Genomic DNA, 19,534 nt, shown 5'->3' with positions numbered 1-19,534 from the left:
CTCAGCAGGGCTGGCGCCAGGTGTCCAGCTTGAGGTTCTTGCGCATCGAGGACAGCCCGAGCTTGTCGGACTCCGCGCAGAAGTCGCTGGTGGGCAGCGAGTACTCGACGTGGAAGACGGCCTTGCCCGCCTTCACGAACGGCGTGAGCTGGTTGCACTCGTCGAACTGCGCGCACTGCTCGTTGACGGCGAAGTCGAAGGCGGGCAGCAGCTCGGGGATCTGCTGGAGATCGTTCTTCAGCCCCACCGCGAGGCCCCGGGCGTGCGCGATCTCGGAGATCACGCGGTTGTACGCCAGTTGGTCACCGGCGTTCAGCGGGAACCCCGTCTTGTTGAGGTAGCCGTCCATGAGATCCGGCTCGACCGCGTCGAAGCCCTTCTCGCGGCACATGTCGAAGCGCCGCTCCATCAGGGGCCGCAGCACGTCGACGCGGCGGATGTCGAGCCAGCGCTCGCCCTCCCAGCCGTTGTTCTCGCCCTGCACCTGCTTGGGGAAGGCGTCCTTGTCGGGCCGGAAGTTCTCCCAGGCGCCCGCGTTGATGTAGCAGATCGCCTTGCGGCCCTGGCTGTGCAGCTTGGCGACATCTGCCGCGGTGTTCTCGAAGCCGTCGATGTCGTACACCGGGACGTCGGGGCCGCTGTCCACCCGGCCGTTGAGCTGCCACTGCCAGGCGGTGCCCGGCTTGGGCTGCCACGGCTTGGCCTTGGCCGACCCGCCCGGCGAGGGGGCGGCCGAACGGCTCGGCGCGGGTGCGGTGGGGGAGGAGGGGGAGGAAGGGGCGGAGGTGGTCGGCTGCGGCTCGTCCGGGCCGTCCGCGTCGTCCGAGGAGCCCGACGAACAGGCGGTGGCGAGAAGGAGCAGGGCGACGGCCGTGCACATCAGGGGCAGGGTGCGGTTCATGGTGTCTTTCCGGGAAGTACGGGCGGCAGTGCCGCCCAGGGATTGGGAAGGCCGCGCTCGACGACGCAGCACACGCCCGCGCCGCGTTCGCGCGCGGTCCGCAGAGCGAGCGCGGTGAGCGCCTGAGGCACCCCGTACACGAGGTGGCACAGGCGCTCCGGTGGCTGGCGGTCGGTCCAGCCGGGCCGGGTGAAGGATGACACGTACGTCGTCCAGGGCCCTTCGAAGGTGACGACGAGATCGGCGGTCCGCAGATACCCGGGCGCCGGATGGACGCCCGGGTTGAGCACCACGGTGGCCGCGCCGCACCGCCGCGCGGCCCGAGCGACCCGCCGCACCAGCGGCAGGCCGGTCCGGTCGGCGGGCGCCCGGTCCAGGAAGCATCCGTCGGCGCGGTACCAGTCGCGGTGCCGCCGCACGTCCCGCAGTACGCAGGCGAGGGGCCGGGCGCCGTAGTCCAGGTCGACATAGCCGAGCACCCGGACCCCGGCCGCGCGCAGCGCCCCGACCGGCCCGGTGAACGCCGGGTCCGGGGCGTCTCCCGGGCCGTCCGCCGTGTTCAGCACCACCGCGTAGAGCCCGGCCGCCGCCTCGGCGAGCAGGCGCCACGCGGCCGGGTCCTCGGCGGGGTGGACGTAGAGCGGAACGAGCAGCATCAGTGCACCGGTTCCCGGTCCGGCTCGGCGCGCACATCCGCCCACAGGGCGGACACCGAATCGGCCAGCGAATAACGGGGCGACCAGTCCAGGGTGGTGCGGGCGGCGCCGGGGTCGGAGCACTGCCAGGGGACGTCCGCGGAGCGCGCGGAGCCCTCGGCGCTCTCTTCGATTCGCCCCTCGAAACCGGCGGCGCGGGCGATCTCGTGCACCAACTCCCGTACCGGGACGGCCTGTCCGCTGCTGATGTTGAGCAGCGGGGGCAGCGGGCCCGCGGCGGTGGCCGCGAGGACCGCTGCGTGGGCGACGTCCCGCGCGTCGATGAAGTCGCGGTGCGCGGAGAGATCGCCGAGCCGCACCTCGGACCGGGGCCCGAGATCGCGCAACTGCCGGGCCAGGCGTCCCGGCAGCCCGGCGGCGGGCGCCCCCGGACCGACCGGATTGGTGACCCGCAGGACCACCGCGTCGAGCCCGGACGAGGTGACGGCCAGCGTGCCGGCCAGCTTGGTCGCCCCGTACAGGGTGCTCGGCCGGGCCGCGGCCTCCTCGGTGACGCGTTCGCCGATCCCGGTCGGCCCGTACTCGGCCGCCGAGCCGAGCTGGACGAGCCGGGCCGCGGGGGCGGCCTCGCGCAGCGCCGCGCACAGCACGGAGGGTCCGCGGACGTTGACCTCGGCGAGGGGCACGGACTGCGGACCGACCACGCCGGCGCAGTTGATGACGGCGTCCGGCGCGAACGAGTAGAGCCGCTCGGCCAGTTGGCCGGATCCGACGGTGGCGAGATCGACGGCGAGGTCCGCGGACGGTCCGCGTCCCGCGCCGAAGAACCGAACGCCGGGCAGGGCACGCAGCTCCCGGGCGACATGTCCGCCCAGATAGCCGCTGAAGCCCAGGACAAGGATGCGCATGGGGAGTTCAGGCCCCCTTGAGTAGCAGGGAGCGGTGGGTGGTGAACTCGGCGTTCGCCCGGTCGTAGTCGTCCGGGCGGCCGATGTCCAGCCAGTAGCCGTCGAACGCGTAGGCGTGCGGCGGGGTTTCGGACTTCAGCAGGTCGAGCACCAGCTCGTCGAAGCCCAGCGGAAGGCCCGGGGTGTAGCCGGCCAGGGTGTCGAGGGACAGGCCGTACACGCCCATCGACACCCGGTAGTCCATGCTGGGCTTCTCGGTGAAGGCCACCACCTTGGTGTCGTCGGTGGTGAGCACCCCGAAGTCGATGTGCACCTTGCGAGCGTAGGTGGCGATCGTCAGCGGGGCGCCGCTGGTGCGATGGTGGCTCAGCACATCGGCGTAGTCGAGGTCCGTGAGGATGTCCCCGTTCATGACGAGGAAGGACTCGGGTAACCGCTCCCGCATGGTCAGCAGCGGGCCGATGGTGCCCAAAGGGCTCTCCTCGGTGCTGTAGTCGATGTCCATGCCCCAGCGTTCACCGTCGCCCACGTAGGCGCGGATGATCTGGCCCAAGTGGCCGATGGCGATGGTGCATCCGGTGAACCCGGCGGCCGAGAGCTGGCGCAGTACGATCTCCAGGATCGCGTGCTGGTCGCCGATCGGGACGAGCGGCTTGGGCAGCGCCGTGGTGTAGGGCCGCAACCGGACGCCCTTGCCTCCGGCGAGTATCACTGCGTGCATGGGAGCCTCCCTGAGAGTGGGACTGGCGGGGTCAGATGTTGTAGATGCCGGTCTTGTAGCGCGCCAGGTTGCCGGGGTCGCGGAAGAACTCCGCGGTCCGCGCCAGGCCCGACTCCAGGTCGTGTCCGGGCTGCCAGCCGGTGGCCCCGGTGAGCCGGCTCGCGTCCGCGACCAGGCGCATCACCTCGGAGTTGGCCGGTCTGATGCGCTGAGTGTCCTCCTGGACGTCGAGTTCGGCGCCCATCACCTTGCCGATCAGCCGCACCAGGTCACCGACCGATATCTCGGTGCCGGTCCCCGCGTTGAAGGTCCGCCCCACCACCCGCTCGGCGGGGGCGGTGCCCACGGCGAGGAAGGCCCGCGCGGTGTCGGCGGCGAAGGTGAAGTCCCGGGTCGGCCGCAGATCGCCCAGGGTGATCGTGCGCGAGCCCGCCGCGACCTGGCCGATGACCGTGGGGATCACGGCCCGCATCGACTGGCGCGGTCCATAGGTGTTGAACGGGCGCAGCGTCACCACCGGGGTGGCGAAACTCGCGTAGTAGCTGTCCGCGAGCCGGTCCCCGCCGGCCTTCGAAGCGGCGTACGGGGACTGGGTGTTGATGGGGTGGTCCTCGGTGATGGGCACGGTCTGCGCGGTGCCGTACGTCTCGCTGGTCGAGGTGTGCACCAGGCGCGGCGTCCGCAGCGCGCGGACCGCCTCCAGGACGTTCAGGGTGCCCGTGACGTTGGTGTCCACATAGCTGTGCGGGGCCTGGTAGGAGTACGGGATCGCGATGAGGGCCGCCAAGTGGTAGACGGCTTCGGCGCCTTCGGCCAGACCCCGCACGGAGCCCGGGTCGCGGACGTCGCCGAGGACGATCTCCACCTGGTCCAGGACGTCGGCCGGGAGCGTCTCCAGCCAGCCGTAGGAGGAGAACGAGTTGTACTGGGCCATGGCGCGGACCCGGTGCCCGGAGGCGACCAGGGCCTCGGTGAGGTGGGAGCCGATGAAGCCCTCGGCTCCGGTGACGGCGACAAGCGGTGCGGATGTCAACTGCCGCTCCTTTCAAGGCTGTTCACAGCATTCGGTGATCATTCGGGTGCGGTGCGTGAGGCTGGTGTCCCGGCCTGGGCCGGGTGGTGTGCGGTGCGGTGGTCAGGCGTGCGCGGTCGGCCGCCCGAGCAGGTGGAGCGTGCAGCCCACCAGGGCGGTGGCGGCCGCCGTACAGCAGAGCAACTGCATGAGGGGTCCGAGCGGGGGCGCGAGCAGCGCGTCCGAGGCGACCCCGGTCGCGGCCGCCAGGGTGATGGCGGCCGGCAGCCAGGCGACGCCGAACGCCTGGAGCAGCAGCGCCGTCCACAGCAGGGCGGCGAGCGCGAGCAGCGGCGCGGGCTCCGCCCCGGTCAGCAGCGCCGCGGGGAACAGGGGGAGCAGATAGACAGAGAGGCAGCCCGCGAGGACCGCGGCCGAACGCCGGCGGAACGCCGCCGGGGTGGCCGTCGACCGCAGCGCCGCGACCGACAGGCCCCGGTAGCGGTAGAGCAGCCATTCGGCGGGGCCCATGCTGAGCGTCAGCGCGATCACCGCGAACGGATGCCGCTCCCCGGCGAACACCACGAGCACACCGGCGGCGAGCCCGAAGAGGCCGTACGGCAGCGAGGTCACGAACCGCGGCGCCGCGGAACCCGCCGTGGCCGGCTCCTTCAGCGTCCGGTGGAGGCAGTGACCGACGGCCGCGCCCACCAGAAGCAGGGTGAGTACGCTCAGCCCGACGCGTACCAGCGCATCCGGCTCCTGGAACAGCAGCAGCGCGCCGCCCGCGATCAGTGGGGTGAGGGCGGCGAGCAGGAGCCGCTCGTGCGCGAGGACCAGCAGGACCCCGGCCGCGGCGAGATAGCAGGACTGGCCCACCGCGAACACCGCGGCGCGGCCGGGGCCGACGATGGCGAGGCCGGTGAGGGAGGCGAGCAGGGCGCCGATCGGGGCTCCGGCCAGCAGGGTGCGGGCCGCCGCCGCCCGGCCCGACGCCATTCGCAGATAGGCGCGGTGACCGAGCCCCTGCCCCCAGGCCCAGGAGACCAGACCCGCCAACACCAGCGCGAGCACCGCCTCCTCGCTCTGCCACAGCTGGGCGGTCAGCGGATAGGCGAGTCCGGGCAGCGCGAACAGGGCGCCGCGCAGCGCGCAGCGCACCGGGTCGGGTGCCCAGGGATCGGCGGCCGCGGGCGGCTCGGGGAAGCTGCGCGGCACCCGGGTGTAGAGGTCCTCGGCGAGCGCGAAGAGATTGCCGTGGCCGTACTCGTCCGCGATCTGCTGCGCCGTCAGGCCCTCGGACTCCAGGACGGCCGCGACTTCGTAGGCGTGCACGGCTGGCCCGATCTGCTCGGCGAGCTGGGCCGCGAGCCGGTCGACCGCGGCGTCCTCGCCCGCCCGCCCGGCTCCGGCGCCCGGCAGGCGCAGCGTCGACGTGGACTCGGCGGCGAGCCGGAGCGTCAGCGTGTCGTCCCGGCCGTCGGGCGGCTCCAGACGCATCGGGCCGCTCATCCGGCCACCCGGCTCAGATCGTCGGCCGCGAGAGGGGACGCGACCAGGCGCACCGCCGTCGTGGTGTCCTCGCCGGCGCCCCGAAGGCGGACCGGCACGGCCCCGCCGCGTACCGAGAGTTCGAGGTAGATGGCCCGGAAGGTGTCGACGGTCTGCCGCAGCGTGAACTGCTCGACCACCCGCAGCCGGGCCGCTTCCCCCATGGCGGCCCGGCGTTCGGGATCGCCGAGGAGTTCCAGGGCGGCCGCCGCCATCGCGGCCGGATCGCGCGGCGGCACCACGAGCCCGGCCGGACCGACCGCCTCGCGCACCCCGCCGACGTCCGTGGAGACGGTGGCCCGGCCGCACGACATCGCCTCGATGAGGGTGAAAGGGAAGCCTTCGCTGATGCTGGAGAGCATGACGACGTTGCCCGCCGCGTAGGCGTCCCTGATGTCGTCCACGCGGCCCTCGAAGGTGACCGCGCCGCCCTGGCCGAGCGAGTCCGCCAGCGCCTCGCACCGCTCCCGGTACGCCTCGCCGCCCCTGGGTGTGCCGCCGAACAGGCGCAGGGTGGCTTCCGGGACCTCCGTACGCACCCGGGCGAAGGCGCGGATCAGTGTCTCCAGGTCCTTGATCGGGTCAACTCGCCCGGCCCAGCTGAGAGTTGGGGCGGTCGGCTCGGGTCCGGCGGGCGGGAAGGCGGCCGGGTCGACCCCGTTGTACACGGTACGGATCAGCCGGGGGTCGGCCCCGCCCTGCTCCTCCCACAGCCGGTTGTACTGATTGCCCGGCGTGATCAGCGCCGCCCGCCGGTACGTCTCCTCGGCGAGCAGTCGGAAGAAGCCGAGCAGCACCGCCTTGACCGGCCAGCGGTAGGGAGCGGTCCGGTAGCCCAGATAGCGCTCCCGCAGATACACCCCGTGCTCGGTCAACAGCAGGGGTACGCCGTGGAGTTCGGCGCCGACCAGGCCCGGAAGGACGGCCACGCCGCCGCTGACCGCGTGCGAGACGCCCTGGCTCGGCGGCTGCGCGGCGAGCGGCCGCAGCGCGTGCTCCAGGAGCCCGGTCGCGGTGACCGCGTCGTGCAGGGTGGGCCGCGCCTCGCGCACGGCGAGCCCCGGCCGGTTCCACACCTCGGTCATGACCCGTATCGCCTGGTCGCCGCGGAGTGCCGGGCTGAGCAGACCGTCCCTGGCCGCCTCGGCCAGCTCGTACAGCGCCGGTGGGAAACCGCTCTCGGCGCGGGGGTCGAGCAGGGCGGTCAGAAAGCGTTCGTACGCCGTCATCAGGCGTCGCGCCCGGCGGCCGCGCGGGGCCGAACCGCCGGGTGCGGGGCCCCACATGGGGAGCGAGACGGGCTCGGAGACGTGCGGCGGAAGCTCCCACGCGGTGGGCTCGCGGCCCGTGCCGGTCACCGCGATGATGTCGAAGTCGATGTCGGGCATTGCGGTGACGAGCTGGTCGCACCAGACGCTCACGCCGCCGTGGCTGTGCGGATAGGTGCCCTCGGTGAGCAGGGTGACCCGCGCCGCGCCGGAGCGCGGCGCGCGGTGTCGTACGTGCATGCGTGCGCTCCGCGGCTGAAGAGAGCGGTGGGTGGTGAAGGCGGCCCGGCGGCCTGCCGCCGCTGCGGCGGCAGGCCTTCCGGAGCCTGGGCGCGGACCGGGGTCAGCGCCGCTCGGCGCCGTACGGCACCGACTTGGCGACACCGGCGGGGACCGGCGTACGGGGCGCGCTCTGCGGTGCCGGGCCACCGGCGGAGTGGGCGGGGCGGCTCTGCGGTGCCAGGGCTCTCGTGGGGGCCGGGGCCAGCGCCAGTACCACGCCGCTCTGCCCGGACTGAGGTGACACCCAGCCCGAGACACTGCCGGCGTAGGCCTGGCCGAACCCGGTGGTGCCGCTCTGCAGGACCTGGTTGGTGCCGTTCGGCATCGTCGCGGTGACCCGCACGCCCGCCGGGGCCTGCACGGTCACGCTGCCGCCGATCCGGTAGCCGGTGACCTGGCCCGCCTTCACCGCGGCGTTCCAGGCACTCCGGTTCTGCAACTCCGCGCCGATGTCCCTCATCCGCGGGCTGACCAGCGGGGCACTGGCCGCGTACAGCGCCTTGTACTGGTCGAGCACCCCGTTCAGTACGGCGTAGCCGATCCGGTCCTCGGCGAGGTTGGACTGGTGCATGAAGTGCGGGCGGGGGTCGTTGCCCAGCACATGGCCGAGGGCCACCTGGGTTTCGAGGGGCACGATGTGACCGGTGTATCCGGTGGCCGGGTCGAGCGGCGCGGGCAGGCAGGTGGTGTTCGGCAGGCTCTCGCACAGGCCGCTGCCGCCCTGGGCCCGGCTGGTGTAGATCCAGTTGTACTCGTCGACCTGCTCGGAGACGTGGCCCGCGTTGTAGAAGATGTTGATCGGGTAGCGGGCGACGGTGAGCGCGGAGCCGACCGCGCGCTGCTCGGGGTCGCGCGACATGTCGGCGCCGAGCCAGCCCACGCCGTTGGCGGCCAGCGCCGGGGCGAGGTAGGGATTGTCGTTGGGCTGCTGCGGGAGCAGCCTCATCCCGGAGTGCTCACCGGTGATCAACTCATCGGGCTCGATCGGCAGTCCGGCGGTCTTCGCCCACTGCACGTTGTCGGAGATCTCCTTGGATATCTCGGCCTGGCTCACATAGCGGGTGGAGCCGTCCGGGTTGGTCGCGCACTTCCACGGCACGACCGTGACGTCCTGCTCGCAGCCGAGGAAGGCGTGGTCGTAGGTGTGGTTGATCCAGCGGAACTGGCCTTTGTCCAGGGCGAGTTCGTCGGCGAGCGGATCGGTGCCGTTGTGCTCCGCCCGGTATTCGACGCTGCCGCCGCCGTTGTAGGCGAGGTCGAGCGTGAAGGCGCGGGACTTCTCCCAGGCGACGGCGTTGCGCACATCGTCCGGGGTCATCCGGATCGTGCTCTGGACGCCCTGGCCGGGCGGGCAGTCCACGTCGCCCGGCGTGCAGTGGAGCGTGGTGTTCCAGCGGTCGTCACCGGCGTACATGTCGTCCACGTGGACCGCGAAGTAGTTCCGTGCGGCGCCGAGCCGCACGTTCTGGGTCATCCAGTCGACGATGCCCCGGGCGAGCAGCTTGAACTGCTCCTGGTACTGGTTGTACGCGAAGGTGACGACCAGCTCCCGGCGCCCGTCGTGGCGGTACTCGCCGACCAGGCTGCCGTTGCCGGTCTTGCCGGGGACCGGTGCCTCGACGTAGCTGGTGAAGTCGGCGCCCGCGGCCGGCTGCGCGAGGAAGGCGTAACTCTCGCTGACCGAGGGCGAGTTGTCCTCGAACGGCACGGTCCCGTTGAGGTATCCGAACGGCCCGCCGCGGCCCGCGGCGGTCACCTGGGCCTTGATGCCGTCCACCGATCCGCTGTACCCGCCGTTGGCGGGGGTCTGCAGCCCCACCTGGGGGCGCGCGTAGGTGTAGGCGTCGACCTGCGGGATCGCGTACTGCGTCTCGTACGCGGCGAGCGCGGCCATTTCGGCGGAGCCCGCCGGGAACGGGTTGTCGTTCGGCAGCACCACGGCCTGGAACTTGGCCCGGGGCCCGCCGTTCACGGTGTCGGCAAGGAACGCGGAGTCGATGACGGGGCGGCCGGTCCGCCCCAGGTCCAGCACGGTGTACGGGGTGCCCTCGCCGTCCAGCTCCGCGGTGATCGCGGTGGTGGCGGGACCGCCGTCCGAGACGACGAGGACCCGCAGGTCGATGCGCGGCGCGGGCGTCGCGGAGAACGCCGGCGCCGCCGGTAATCCGAGTGCGAGCAGGAGTGCGCCGGCGGTCAGGCCGGTGAGGTGTCTGCTGTGGTACGTGTTCCGCTTCACGCGGTGAAGTTCCCTCCCCTGGAGGTCCGTTCGGCTCCCCTGCCGGTACGGACCGCCCCCGGCGCAACGGTGGCCCTCGCGAGGAGGGCCGTGCCGTTCCGCTCTGACGCGTCACATAGTGCGGCTCTTCTGGGAGATTGCGAGTGGCTACTGTGAAACATGACGAAAAAGCGCGGCCGGTGTTCGAGAGCGCGGAGCGGTGCGCGCGGCGGTGGGAGCGCTTCCCGGTTGGCTGGGCCCGGATCCGCCGGGGCGGCAAACCCGGAGCCGCTCGGGGGAGCAACCGCTTTCGGCCGGGGGGCGCACGAGGGCGCGCCCCGTCAATGGTCCAGACATCATCGGCACTCCAGGTCGCGTCCCGTTTTCGGCCACACGATCGAAGCCCGCAGCCGGAATGAGGCTCCTGGGAATACGGTCCCGGACACACCGAACCGGCCGACCCGGGGGGATGGGCCGACCGGCGTCTTCGGGCCGCGGCGGAGCGCGGCCGGTCCGGAGCTAGGGCGTGTCCGGCGGATCTGGTCGCCCACAGCGGGCGGTGCTCTTTGGGTGCTGGTGAGCGGGGGCCTGGTGCGTGCAGCTGCAAGGCGGAGGAAGGCGACGACGCGATGGGGGTCCCCCCTGCTCGTCAAGAGCTTGGGGGAGTCGGCATCTGACGACAACGCGGCAGATGGGCGTGCCAGACCCCCGCGTCCCAGACATGATCCGCCGGATACGCCCTAGGCGTGTCCGGTGGGTCATGGCCGGGGTCCCTGACCCACCGGACACCCCCTAGTGGGCGCCGGCCTGGGCGTGCGGGGCGCAGTTGACGTGCGTCGTCGGGGAGTTGAAGACGCCGTCCTTGTGGCTCTGGCTGTTGTTGAACTCGTAGTAGACGTACGAGTAGAACGCGATGTCGCCGTTGCAGCCGGAGGTCGCGGCCAGTTGCACGGGGATGGTGACGGTGCGGCTGGTGCCCGGCGCGACCGGGACCGTGTAGCTCACGCCGAGCGTCGTGGTGCCGGTCCCGGTGCAGGTGACGCCCGTGCCGGAACACGAGGCGAGCGTGTACTTGAGGTCGGTGCGCTGAGTGGTCTGCCAGGTCGGCTGCACCGACTGGTAGACGAACCACACATCGGTCGTCTGGTTGTTCGTGAAGGTCATCCTCAGGTTGACCGTGGCGCCGGGGGTGACCGCCGGCTGGTCCACGCTGAAGCTGATGTCGGGGGTGGCGGCGCTCGCGGACTGGCTCAGGCCGAAGAGGGCGAGGGCGAAAGCGAGGACCGCGGTGAGACCGAAACGCCTCAGGTGTGTGATTCGCATGAGGACGGAGAGTAGAAGCAGGAACACGCGACGTCCGCCGGATCTCCACACCGTGGAGCTCTCCCTGGCTCGAACCCGCGGACCCGAACAGGCCGCCGATTGGCGCCAGTTGGCGTCTTGACCAGGCCCCCGCTCCAGCGCGGAGAAGCGCTCGCGCGGCCCGGCGGCGGGCGGCTGACCGGGAACCGACGCTCCCCGCCGGGCCCAGCAATGGCGCATTCCGCCCGGACCGGCACAACGGCCCTCTCCCCGGGCGGGGAGAGGGCAGTGGAGAGCGCAGGAACGCGGGCTACTTCTGCTGCGCGGCCTCGACCGACTTGCGCACCTCGTCCATGTCCAGGGCGCGCGCCTGGCCGATGACGTCCTCCAGCGCGGCCGCGGGCAGCGCGCCGGGCTGCGCGAAGACCGCGACATTGTCGCGGACGATCATCAGCGTCGGGATCGACCGGATGTCGAAGGCCGCGGCCAGCTCCTGCTGCGCCTCCGTGTCCACCTTCGCGAAGACCAGGTCGTCGTGGCGCTCGGAAGCGGCCTCGTACACCGGGGCGAACTGCCGGCACGGGCCGCACCAGGCGGCCCAGAAGTCGATCAGCACGAATTCGTTGTCGGACACGACCGAGTCGAAGTTCTCTTTGGTCAGCTCGACAGTCGCCATCACACGCTCCCTCTTCCCGGCCCCGGGCTGGGGCCGCCTGGCACAACGGCATGCGCCGTCGCGGTATTCCGTCCTCGGCGCGTGCCCCTGTGGCCACGGAGTACACCGCGCACCAGACTGTGCCTATGACGGAAGCCGAGGAATACGACGTGGTAGTGCTGGGCGCCGGGCCGGTCGGCGAGAACGTCGCCGACCGGGCGAGGGCGGCGGGCCTGAGCACCGCGGTGGTGGAGAGCGAACTGGTCGGGGGCGAGTGCTCGTACTGGGCCTGCATGCCCAGCAAGGCGCTGCTGCGCCCGGTCGTCGCCCGCGCCGACGCCCGCAAGGTCCCCGGACTGCGCCAGTCGGTGCAGGGCCCCCTCGACGCCGGTGCGGTCCTCGCCCACCGCGACGACTACGCCTCGCACTGGAAGGACGACGGGCAGGTCGAATGGCTCGATGGCATCGGCGCCCACCTCTACCGCGGGCACGGGCGCCTCTACGGCACCCGCAAGGTCAGCGTCAGCAGCCCCGAGGGCGAGCACCACGTCCTCACCGCCCGCCACGCCGTCGCCGTGTGCACCGGCAGCCGCGCCGTGCTGCCCGACCTCCCGGGTCTCGCCGACGTGCGGCCCTGGACCAGCCGCGAGGCCACCAGTGCCCAGCAGGTGCCGGGCCGTCTGGTGGTGGTCGGCGGGGGAGTGGTGGCCGCCGAGATGGCCACCGCCTGGCAGGCCCTCGGCGCCCGGGTCACCCTGCTGATCCGGGGCGCCGCACTGCTGCCCAGGATGGAGCCCTTCGCGGGCGAACTCGTCGCCGAATCGCTCCGGGAAGCGGGCGCGGTGATCCGCACGCACACCTCGGTCACGGATGTCGTACGCAATGTCGCGACCGGAGTGGTGACGGTCGCGGTGCGCGGACCCGAGGGCGACGAGCGCCTGGAAGCCGACGAAATCCTCTTCGCCACCGGCCGCGCGCCCCGCACCGACGACATCGGCCTGGAGACCATCGGCCTCGACCCCGGCTCCTGGCTGCCGGTCGACGACTCCTGCCGCGTCCAGGGCAGCGACTGGCTGTACGGCGTCGGCGACGTGAACCATCGGGCGCTCCTCACCCACCAGGGCAAGTACCAGGCCCGCATCGCGGGGGCCGCGATCGCGGCGCGCGCCGCCGGGATCCCGGTTCTGGAGAGCGACCGCTGGGGCGCCCACAACGCGACCGCCGACCACGTGGCCGTCCCCCAGGTCGTCTTCACCGAGCCCGAGGCGGCCTCGGCCGGTCTCACCCTCGCCGAGGCGGAGGCCGCGGGCCACCGGGTGCGCGCCGTCGACTACGACATGAGCGGCGTGGCGGGCGCCGGGCTCTACGCGGACGGCTACCGGGGCCGCGCCCGCATGATCGTGGACGAGGGCCGCGGCGTCCTGCTCGGTGTCACTTTCGTCGGCCCCGGCGTCGGCGAGCTGATCCACTCGGCGACGGTCGCCATCGCGGGCGAGGTACCGCTGGAGCGGCTGTGGCACGCGGTCCCGTCGTACCCGACGATCAGCGAGGTGTGGCTGCGGCTCCTGGAGACCTATCGCGGTTGACGGCCGGGCCGGATCCGGGCAGATCACCGCCGCGAACCGTGATGCCGGTGATGCCGCGAGTCGGAGTGCTCTCCACAGTCAACTCCCGCCATCTGTACGCTCCGTGGCCGTCAGCGGCCGTCCAAGTCGCTCTCCGGCTCCGCGGGTTCGTCCGCCGGTTCGGGCGTGCCCGCCTCCGCCGCCGGGTCGGCCGCGACCGGCCGCCACCGGCGTGGCCGGCGGCGCTGGACCACGGCCGCGACCAGGCCCACGGCGATGCCGGTGATCATGGGCTCGCCGTGGCCGTCGCCGAGCAGCAGCAGGACCGCGCCGTCGGCCACGATCGCGGCGGCGAGCAGCCAGTGGCGCCTGCTGGGGCGGATGAGCAGGGCGAGCCCGGCGATGCTGGTGGCGAGCCGGAAGGTCAGGCCCGAGTTCCCGCCGCCGGGCGGCCCGTGGACCAGGAACGTGTCGACGCTGAACACGAGCAGGATGGCCGCGGCGATGGCCGGCATCATGCGGGTGCCCCACACGCGTTCGGCGGCGAGGCCGATCACGGCCAGGACGAAGAGGTTGAACGCGGTTCCCCCGACCCCGCCGTCCTGCACCATGAACGAGGTGAACGGCCGCCACCACTGGTGCCGGTCGATGATCAGGCCGGAGTCGCGGTGCAGGGCGTCGTACAACTGCGGGAACGCGAACTGGAGCAGCGAGGGGACCGCGACGAGCAGCCACAGCCCGATCGCCGCCCTCGGCGGGTTGCGCGGGCTGAACGTCAGCCGTGGCAGCCCCTCGACGACCTTCATGACCAGCACGATCATCAAGATGTACAGAGCGGGCGACAGCAGATGCTCGGTCATGACCCTTGTCTACCCCGCGACCCTCCCGTCCTCCCGGCACCACGCGGTATCGGCCATGCTTCCCTCACGCCCCGGACACCTGCTGTGGTGCGCTGCGCCGCTCCCAACAGGGCGGCGGGGCCCGCGAATTCGGCCTGATCCCGCCGCGAGCGCGAGCGTGACCGCGATCGACGCCGCCGCCGTCAGCGCCATGGCCGTGCCGGGCGACGTGCGCTGGGCGAGCGTGCCCGCGACGGCGGCGCCGATGCCCTGGAAGGTGAGCATGCCGCTGGAGTGCAGACCGAGGGCCTGGCCGGTCATGGCATCCGGGGTGAGGGCCATGAGCCGCTCCTGCTGGAGCAGGCTCGCCGCGTATCCGACGGAGGCGAGCGCGACGGCCGCGACGGCGAGCGGCAGCGCCGGGTGCAGGGCCGGCAGCAGATAGGGACCGGCGAGCAGCAGCAGGAGCGGCACCGGCAGCCGCCCTCGCCAACTCGCGGGCAGGAACCGGCCGGTGACGGTGTCTCCGGCGAGCATGCCGACGGCCGCCGCGGCGAAGAGCAGACCCGCGTGCTCGGGTGCGTACGGCACGAAAAGGGATTCGCAGCCGACGATCAGACCGTTCGGCACCCACAGCCCGAGGTAGAGGCGGCGACGTGAACTGCACGCCCAGAGACGGGAGTTGACGTGCCAGGTCTCGGACACCGAGGGGCGGCCTTGGGCCCGCGGCGGACGGCGGGCGAGCCGGAGGCGGGCCACGGCCGCCGCGGCCGCGTACAGTGCGGCGCCCGCGAGCAGGGTGCCGCGTGGCGAGAGTGCGGTCACCAGGACGCCGCCGACGGCGAAACCGCAGATCTGCATCGTGCCCGTGCTCATGTTGAGCACGGAACGGCCCAGGAGATAGCGGTCCTTGGGGAGGATCTCGTTGAGCAGCCCGTAGCGCACCCCGCCGCCGACCGAGGCGATCAGGCCCTGGCTGAGCAGGACGGCGAAGGCCGCCCCGACGGGCAGACCGGGCGTCGCGAGCAGGGCGGTGCCGGCCGCGAAGGCCGCCGCGATCGCGGTCGTCGCGGCGCGCGGCGGCAGCCGGTCGGCCGCCGACATCAGCAGGCTCGCCCCGATCACCTGGGTGAAGGAGGCGCCGAACATGCTGAGCGCGGAGAGCAGCGGCGAGCCGGTCGCGGCATAGACGAGGGTGGCGAGCGCCAGGCCGCTCACCGTCGCCGCGGCGACCTGGACGGAGCAGACGAGGAAGAAGGGTGTGAACTCCGGCGTGCGCAGGAGCTCCCGGTAGGTGGGCATGGCGGCGAGTCTCGATGGCCGCGCCGCGCGGGCGTTACTGTTGCGCGGGGAGGCGAAACCATGGGGTGGTGGCAGGTCAGCGCGGACACCCTCGCGGGCGGCCGGTTCGTCGTCTCGCCGCTCGCCGAGACCACCGCGAGCCTCTTCGCCCTGCTGGCCCCGGCCGCCCGCCACCCGGGAGAGCGGGCCTGGCTCGATGCTCATCTGCCCGCGTTCCGGGCGAAGTTGGCGACCGACCCCGTCACCGCCCGGCTAGTACGCGCCGTACGCAGCGCCCGCTGGACCGCCGACTTCCTCGTGCCCACGCCGACCGGCGACGGCGAGCCCGCCTTCCGCGAGGAACTGGCGGAGATCCGCGCCACTCCGGCCGCGACCGTCCACGCGGACCTCGTCGAGACGATCGGCGGTCCGCTCCCCGCCGCCCTGCGGCGCGACGATCTGCAGGACCGCACGGCGGACCTCCTCGACTGGCTGTGGAACCGGGCGGTGCTCCCGGAGTGGCCGCGCCGCCGCCGGGTCATCGAGGCCGACATCATCGCGCGCACCGGGCAGTTGAGCCGGGGCGGCTGGGCCGCGGTGCTCGACGACATGCGGCCCGGGATGCGCTGGCTGGGCGAGAGCCGCATGCAGATCAATGTGCACGACTACCCGCCCCGGGACATTTCCGGTGCGCGACTGCTCTTCCTCCCCGTCACGCCGCGCCAGGGCTGGGTCAGCTGGGACGACCGCGGCCACTACGCCGTCGTGTACTCGTGCACGGGCGCGTTCGCCGAAGCGGGCCGGGCGGCGGTGCCCGAAGCCCTGGGCCGGCTGCTCGGGCCGGCCCGCGCGGGCGTGCTCGTCCTGCTCGACACCCCGAAGAGCACGAGCCACCTGGTGGCGCTGACCGGCCAGGGGCTGGGTTCGGTGGGCCGTCACCTCAAGATCCTGCTCGACGCCGGACTGGTGGGACGGCGCCGGTCGGGGCGCTCGGTCCTCTACTACCGGACCGCCGCGGGCGACGTCCTGACGGCGGCCCCGGCCGGTGTCGGCCGAGCCGCGGAAGCGGCCGAGGGCGATACCTCGCGCCCATGAGTAATACTCTCCATATGTCTTCACGTGTTACGAGTTCGAAGGGTGGGGCGCGTGGCGGGGTGACCGTCCGGCGGGCGGTCGCGCGCGACGCCAAGCGGCTGACCCGGCTCGTCCGCGGCTCCCGCGCCTACGAGGGCCCGTACGCGCCGATGGTCGCCGGGTACCGGGTGGGCCCGGACTACATCGAGACCCACGAGGTCTTCGTCGCCGTCGCACCGGACGGGCGGGTGCTCGGCTTCTACGCGCTGATCCTGTCGCCGCCCGAGCTGGACCTGATGTTCGTCGCGGACGACGCCCAGGGCCTCGGCATCGGCCGCCTGCTCATGGACGACCTGCGGAGCCGGGCGCGCGCCGCCGGGCTGGACCGCGTACGGATCGTCTCGCACCCGCCCGCCGAGGGCTTCTACCTCAGCGTCGGCGCCGAGCGCGTCGGCACGGTGGCGGCCAACCCGCCCGCGGTGATGTGGGACCGCCCGGAACTCGAACTTCCCACGGACTGAGCCCAGTTGGGGTCCTGGGCGGAGACCGGGACCCTGCTGGACGGCTGATCGCGTACGAGCGCGACGCGACTGCTTGCCGCCGCCGCCCGAGAGCGGCCCGGGGCCCCGCCTCGGCGCCCCCTCCGCATACCCGGACCGGCCGGGCGGGTCATCCGGTCGCCTGACACCGGTCGAGATGTTCGAAAAGCCCGCTTAAGTTGTGAAATGGCGTGCCGGGTCGTCCGCGGCCATCGGCCACCGCGAAGCGCGACCTCGTGCTGATGGGGCCGTGAAGGTCACGAGGAGTCCGGGAGAGCGACATGGCGCAGCGGACGGGACGGCCGGTCGGCGGCGGGCAGGGCGAGGGGAGCGGACCGGATGGGGCGGCCGGTACGGCAGCGGGCGGGGCGGGCCCGGCGAAGGCCGCGCGACGGCGGCTGGTGCCGTGGAAACCCCGCAGCGCGCTGACACCGGCGCAGCTCGGCCGTCGCAAACTGGCCACCCGCAGCGCCTTCGCGGTGTGCGCGGTGTGCGTCGGCGCGCTCGGCTACTCGGTGGGGGAGGCGCTGACCTACCCCGGTGACGACAGCACGGAGGCCCGGCTGGCGGGCTGGGCCCGCGAGCACAATCTGGGGGCCGTCGTCGACAAGCTGGAGAACCTCCAGTACGAACTGGACCCGCCGAAGGTGGGCGGCACCCTGCCGAGCGAAGCGCTCGCCCGCATGAGCGCGACGACCCCGCCCATGCTGGTCCACCACCAGGATGTGCCCCTGCGCTCCCCGATGCGGCCGCTGGTCACTCCCGGTCTGCCGGGCGAGGGGGTGTGGCGGGTGCTGAGCACCGCACACGGTGAGCCCGTGGTGCAGGGCACCTACGTACGCCCCGACGGCGACCACACCTCCTACCAGGCGGCCGTCGCCTGGGTCAGCGCCAAGAAGGCACGCTTCGAACTGCATCCGGGGCTGCGCGAACCCGGCGGTGACTTCTCCGTGCCGCCCACCATTCCGCGGGGAAGGCGCACCGGTCTCATCGCCACCTGGAACGGCGGTTTCAAGGTCACCGACGGCGGCTCGCACGGCGGTTTCTACCTCGACGGCGAGACGGCGGGCCGACTGCGCGACGGTGCGGCCGCGGAGGTCTTCTACAAGGACGGCTCGATCAGGATCGGCCAATGGGGCCGCGACGCGTGGATGACCCCCGATGTGGCCGGGGTGCGCCAGTGCCTGGAGCTCATGGTCGACAACGGCCGGGTCGTGCCGGACATCGGTGTCGACTCCAAGTGGGGTGCCACGGACCAGAGTCGGATGTTCGTGGAGCGCTCGGGGGTCGGGGTGACCGCGGAGGGCGACGTCGTCATGGTCGTCGGGCAGGCCCTCACCGCCCGCACCCTCGCCGAACTGATGCAGCAGGCCGGTGCGGTGCGCGCCATGCCGCTGGACATGAACCGGGCCTGGCCCTCCTTCATGAGCTACGACTCCACCAGAGACCCGGCCAACCCGAAGCCCACCAACCTCCTCGACTTCCAGAATCCGCCCGAGCGCTACTACAACCAGGCGACCCGGGACTTCGTCGCCGTCTACGCGAGGTGAGGGCGGCGCGGACACACGCCCCGCGTCCTCTCCGGCATCGGATTCCCCGGCGGAGGCCGACCGGCCGCGCGCCCCGGCACGACCCCGACATCGGGGACGTGCGGGGCGAGGGGCGCGCGGCCGACCCGTGCGACCGGCCGGCCGCTAAGTTGCCGGCACGCCGACCTGGGACCAGGCCTTGAGCACCGCCTGGATCTCGTCGCCGTCCCCGTAGAGACTGCGCGCGCTCGCCGCGGTCAGCCGCGCGAAGTCGGCGAACTGGGCGTCGGTGGCGAGCTCCCCGCCGGTGAGCGTGGCGTACCAGATCTTGCCGGCCCGCTCCCAGGCGTTGCCGCCGAGCGCCGAAGCCGTCAGGTAGAAGGCGTGGTTGGGGATGCCGGAGTTGATGTGCACCCCGCCGTTGTCGCGGCTGGTCCGGACGTAGTCGTCCATGGTCGCGGGCTGCGGGTCCTTGCCGAGCTTCGGATCGTCGTACGCCGTGCCGGGGGCCTTCATCGAGCGCAGCGCCTCGCCGTGGACGCCGGGGGCGAGCAGTCCGGTGCCGATGAGCCAGTCGGCCTGATCGGCGCTCTGACCCAGCGCGTACTGCTTGATGAGCGAGCCGAACACGTCGGAGACGGACTCGTTGAGCGCGCCGGACTGCCCGAAGTAGTCCAGGTTCGCGGTGTGTTGGGTGACGCCGTGGGTCAGTTCGTGGCCGATGACGTCGATCGGCAGGGTGAAGTCGAGGAAGAGCTCGCCGTCTCCGTCGCCGAACACCATCTGGTCGCCGTTCCAGAAGGCGTTGTCGTAGTTCTCGCCGTAGTGGACGGTCGCGATCAGCGGCAGTCCCGAGTCGTCGATGGAGTGCCGTCCGTACGCCTTCAGATACAACTCGAAGGTGGCACCCAGGCCCGCGTGCGCCCGGTTGACGGTGGCGTCGCCGGAGGGCTGGTCGCCCTCCGCGTGCACCTTCGTGCCGGGCAGTGTCTCCTGGTGACCCGCGTCGTAGATGGTGCGGTCGGGCTTGTCGGACGGGGTGCCGGTGGGGGCGGCGACGCCGCGGACGGTGGTGATCCGGCGCTGGGTGCGCAGCAGGGCGTCGCGCTCCAGGGTGCGGCGCGCGGGCCCGTACACGGCGGGGTCCTCGTGCTGGGAGAGCCTGTCGAGGATGTGGGGCGGCACCACGGTGCAGAAAACGGCTGAGTTCATGTGCATCAATGTGGCACAGCGTCA

At 72.5% G+C, this 19,534-nt stretch carries 17 protein-coding genes; 4 read left to right on the top strand and 13 right to left on the bottom strand.

The window, feature by feature from the left end; all coding sequences use genetic code 11:
- Window position 1: 1 nt before the first annotated feature.
- The 10 genes from ACIQ8J_RS21170 to trxA form a co-directional block, all read right to left on the bottom strand.
- Window positions 2–901 (bottom strand): endo alpha-1,4 polygalactosaminidase, encoded by a 900-nt coding sequence (locus ACIQ8J_RS21170; RefSeq protein ID WP_403275294.1) that lies wholly within the window; start codon window positions 899–901, stop codon window positions 2–4.
- On the bottom strand, window positions 898–1,560 hold the full coding sequence (locus ACIQ8J_RS21165) for a spherulation-specific family 4 protein (RefSeq protein ID WP_403275381.1): 663 nt from the start codon (window positions 1,558–1,560) through the stop codon (window positions 898–900). The genes ACIQ8J_RS21170 and ACIQ8J_RS21165 overlap by 4 nt, the downstream gene beginning before the upstream one ends.
- Window positions 1,557–2,465, bottom strand: coding sequence for an NAD-dependent epimerase/dehydratase family protein (locus ACIQ8J_RS21160; RefSeq protein ID WP_403275292.1), 909 nt, complete (start codon window positions 2,463–2,465; stop codon window positions 1,557–1,559). Before ACIQ8J_RS21160 ends, ACIQ8J_RS21165 begins: the two co-directional genes overlap by 4 nt.
- Window positions 2,466–2,472: 7 nt before the next feature.
- The gene (locus ACIQ8J_RS21155) at window positions 2,473–3,186 is read right to left on the bottom strand and encodes a sugar phosphate nucleotidyltransferase (protein WP_403275290.1); all 714 of its coding nucleotides are present in this window, start codon (window positions 3,184–3,186) and stop codon (window positions 2,473–2,475) included.
- A 31-nt stretch (window positions 3,187–3,217) separates the two neighbouring features.
- Entirely contained in the window at window positions 3,218–4,219 is a 1,002-nt protein-coding gene (locus tag ACIQ8J_RS21150; protein ID WP_403275288.1) for an SDR family NAD(P)-dependent oxidoreductase, read from the bottom strand.
- A 102-nt stretch (window positions 4,220–4,321) separates the two neighbouring features.
- Window positions 4,322–5,710: a hypothetical protein gene (locus ACIQ8J_RS21145; RefSeq protein ID WP_403275286.1), complete on the bottom strand. Its 1,389-nt coding sequence runs from the start codon at window positions 5,708–5,710 to the stop codon at window positions 4,322–4,324.
- Window positions 5,707–7,257, bottom strand: a complete 1,551-nt coding sequence (gene pelF / locus ACIQ8J_RS21140) for a GT4 family glycosyltransferase PelF (RefSeq protein ID WP_403275284.1) — start codon at window positions 7,255–7,257, stop codon at window positions 5,707–5,709. Before pelF ends, ACIQ8J_RS21145 begins: the two co-directional genes overlap by 4 nt.
- A 103-nt stretch (window positions 7,258–7,360) precedes the next feature.
- On the bottom strand, window positions 7,361–9,535 hold the full coding sequence (locus ACIQ8J_RS21135) for a hypothetical protein (protein ID WP_403275282.1): 2,175 nt from the start codon (window positions 9,533–9,535) through the stop codon (window positions 7,361–7,363).
- A 771-nt stretch (window positions 9,536–10,306) separates the two neighbouring features.
- Window positions 10,307–10,837, bottom strand: coding sequence for a hypothetical protein (locus tag ACIQ8J_RS21130; protein WP_403275280.1), 531 nt, complete (start codon window positions 10,835–10,837; stop codon window positions 10,307–10,309).
- 289 nt (window positions 10,838–11,126) lie between these two features.
- Window positions 11,127–11,492 carry a thioredoxin gene (trxA, locus tag ACIQ8J_RS21125; protein WP_403275278.1) on the bottom strand — a complete coding sequence of 122 codons (366 nt, stop codon included), beginning with the start codon at window positions 11,490–11,492 and terminating at the stop codon, window positions 11,127–11,129.
- A gap of 125 nt (window positions 11,493–11,617) precedes the next feature.
- Between trxA and ACIQ8J_RS21120 the strand changes: the two genes are divergently transcribed.
- On the top strand, window positions 11,618–13,057 hold the full coding sequence (locus ACIQ8J_RS21120; protein WP_403275276.1) for a dihydrolipoyl dehydrogenase family protein: 1,440 nt from the start codon (window positions 11,618–11,620) through the stop codon (window positions 13,055–13,057).
- Window positions 13,058–13,167: 110 nt separating this feature from the next.
- Here ACIQ8J_RS21120 and ACIQ8J_RS21115 read toward each other — a convergent pair whose 3' ends face one another.
- Together ACIQ8J_RS21115 and ACIQ8J_RS21110 are read right to left on the bottom strand one after the other, a co-directional pair.
- Window positions 13,168–13,896, bottom strand: a complete 729-nt coding sequence (locus tag ACIQ8J_RS21115; RefSeq protein WP_403275274.1) for a hypothetical protein — start codon at window positions 13,894–13,896, stop codon at window positions 13,168–13,170.
- A 9-nt stretch (window positions 13,897–13,905) separates the two neighbouring features.
- The gene (locus ACIQ8J_RS21110; RefSeq protein ID WP_403275272.1) at window positions 13,906–15,177 is read right to left on the bottom strand and encodes an MFS transporter; all 1,272 of its coding nucleotides are present in this window, start codon (window positions 15,175–15,177) and stop codon (window positions 13,906–13,908) included.
- 60 nt (window positions 15,178–15,237) lie between these two features.
- On the opposite strand from ACIQ8J_RS21110, the gene ACIQ8J_RS21105 reads away from it, so the two are divergent.
- The 3 genes from ACIQ8J_RS21105 (at window position 15,238) to ACIQ8J_RS21095 (ending at window position 18,319) form a co-directional block, all read left to right on the top strand.
- Window positions 15,238–16,251, top strand: a complete 1,014-nt coding sequence (locus ACIQ8J_RS21105) for an ArsR/SmtB family transcription factor (RefSeq protein WP_403275270.1) — start codon at window positions 15,238–15,240, stop codon at window positions 16,249–16,251.
- A gap of 14 nt (window positions 16,252–16,265) precedes the next feature.
- A complete protein-coding gene (locus ACIQ8J_RS21100; protein ID WP_403275268.1) occupies window positions 16,266–16,751 on the top strand; it encodes a GNAT family N-acetyltransferase in 486 nt (161 codons plus the stop codon).
- A gap of 299 nt (window positions 16,752–17,050) precedes the next feature.
- A complete protein-coding gene (locus tag ACIQ8J_RS21095) occupies window positions 17,051–18,319 on the top strand; it encodes a phosphodiester glycosidase family protein (RefSeq protein WP_403275265.1) in 1,269 nt (422 codons plus the stop codon).
- A gap of 144 nt (window positions 18,320–18,463) precedes the next feature.
- On the opposite strand, the gene ACIQ8J_RS21090 is transcribed toward ACIQ8J_RS21095, so the two are convergent.
- Window positions 18,464–19,510 (bottom strand): M4 family metallopeptidase, encoded by a 1,047-nt coding sequence (locus ACIQ8J_RS21090; RefSeq protein WP_403275263.1) that lies wholly within the window; start codon window positions 19,508–19,510, stop codon window positions 18,464–18,466.
- Window positions 19,511–19,534: the final 24 nt, after the last annotated feature.

This window comes from Streptomyces sp. NPDC094147 (genome assembly GCF_044764265.1).
Classification (GTDB): domain Bacteria; phylum Actinomycetota; class Actinomycetes; order Streptomycetales; family Streptomycetaceae; genus Streptomyces.
The sequence above is the reverse complement of the archived record's forward strand: the minus strand, read 5'-3'. Positions and strand labels throughout refer to the sequence as shown.

What these genes read in the sequence shown, in the direction of transcription:
- ACIQ8J_RS21090 (WP_403275263.1), bottom strand. Translation starts at nt 19,510, where the DNA reads ATGAACTCAGCCGTTTTCTGCACCGTGGTGCCGCCCCACATCCTCGAC.
- trxA (WP_403275278.1), bottom strand. Translation starts at nt 11,492, where the DNA reads ATGGCGACTGTCGAGCTGACCAAAGAGAACTTCGACTCGGTCGTGTCC.
- ACIQ8J_RS21100 (WP_403275268.1), top strand. Translation starts at nt 16,266, where the DNA reads ATGTCTTCACGTGTTACGAGTTCGAAGGGTGGGGCGCGTGGCGGGGTG.
- ACIQ8J_RS21095 (WP_403275265.1), top strand. Translation starts at nt 17,051, where the DNA reads ATGGCGCAGCGGACGGGACGGCCGGTCGGCGGCGGGCAGGGCGAGGGG.
- ACIQ8J_RS21130 (WP_403275280.1), bottom strand. Translation starts at nt 10,837, where the DNA reads ATGCGAATCACACACCTGAGGCGTTTCGGTCTCACCGCGGTCCTCGCT.
- ACIQ8J_RS21110 (WP_403275272.1), bottom strand. Translation starts at nt 15,177, where the DNA reads ATGCCCACCTACCGGGAGCTCCTGCGCACGCCGGAGTTCACACCCTTC.
- pelF (WP_403275284.1), bottom strand. Translation starts at nt 7,257, where the DNA reads ATGCACGTACGACACCGCGCGCCGCGCTCCGGCGCGGCGCGGGTCACC.
- ACIQ8J_RS21145 (WP_403275286.1), bottom strand. Translation starts at nt 5,710, where the DNA reads ATGAGCGGCCCGATGCGTCTGGAGCCGCCCGACGGCCGGGACGACACG.
- ACIQ8J_RS21120 (WP_403275276.1), top strand. Translation starts at nt 11,618, where the DNA reads ATGACGGAAGCCGAGGAATACGACGTGGTAGTGCTGGGCGCCGGGCCG.
- ACIQ8J_RS21170 (WP_403275294.1), bottom strand. Translation starts at nt 901, where the DNA reads ATGAACCGCACCCTGCCCCTGATGTGCACGGCCGTCGCCCTGCTCCTT.
- ACIQ8J_RS21115 (WP_403275274.1), bottom strand. Translation starts at nt 13,896, where the DNA reads ATGACCGAGCATCTGCTGTCGCCCGCTCTGTACATCTTGATGATCGTG.
- ACIQ8J_RS21160 (WP_403275292.1), bottom strand. Translation starts at nt 2,465, where the DNA reads ATGCGCATCCTTGTCCTGGGCTTCAGCGGCTATCTGGGCGGACATGTC.
- ACIQ8J_RS21105 (WP_403275270.1), top strand. Translation starts at nt 15,238, where the DNA reads ATGGGGTGGTGGCAGGTCAGCGCGGACACCCTCGCGGGCGGCCGGTTC.
- ACIQ8J_RS21155 (WP_403275290.1), bottom strand. Translation starts at nt 3,186, where the DNA reads ATGCACGCAGTGATACTCGCCGGAGGCAAGGGCGTCCGGTTGCGGCCC.